The organism is Amycolatopsis sp. MEPSY49 (assembly GCF_051337345.1).
GTDB lineage: Bacteria > Actinomycetota > Actinomycetes > Mycobacteriales > Pseudonocardiaceae > Amycolatopsis.
The window spans coordinates 1-444 of the sequence record NZ_JBDLYJ010000041.1 but is presented as its reverse complement, the minus strand read 5'-3'; the positions used below and the strand labels follow the sequence as shown (position 1 = coordinate 444).

Annotated in this window: 1 pseudogene; it reads right to left on the bottom strand. The window is 66.2% G+C overall.

Going from position 1 to position 444, the window contains the following annotated elements:
• Positions 1–444: pseudogene (locus tag ABFJ78_RS50195) on the bottom strand (type VII secretion protein EccC); the annotation flags it as partial.

The window sequence follows — 444 nt, the reverse complement described above, 5'->3', positions numbered from 1 at the left end:
TCAGTCGGGGTTGATCCACGACACCTGGATCAGCTGTTTGCCCGCCTTGCGGGTCAGCAGGTTGCCCCGCCCCGGTGGCATCGCCGAGGGCTTGATGTTGCCGACCAGCGCGCCTTCGTCGCGGGAACCGTTCATCACCATGCCCGGCGCCGCGATTTCCTTGAGCTTGCCGATGATCGGGTCGTACATCGACTTCGACGCACCGCCGGTGCGGCGCACGACCACCAGGTGCAGGCCGACGTCCTTGGCCTGGGGCAGGAAGTCGGAGATCTTCCGCAGCGGGTTGTTCGTCGAGGTCGCGACCAGGTCGTAGTCGTCGACCAGGATGAACAGCTCCGGCCCCTTCCACCACGACCGCGTCTTCAGCTGCTCCTGCGTCACGTCCGGGCCCGGCAGCCGCCGCGTCATCGAGTTGAACACGTCGCCGACCATGCTTTCCAGCTG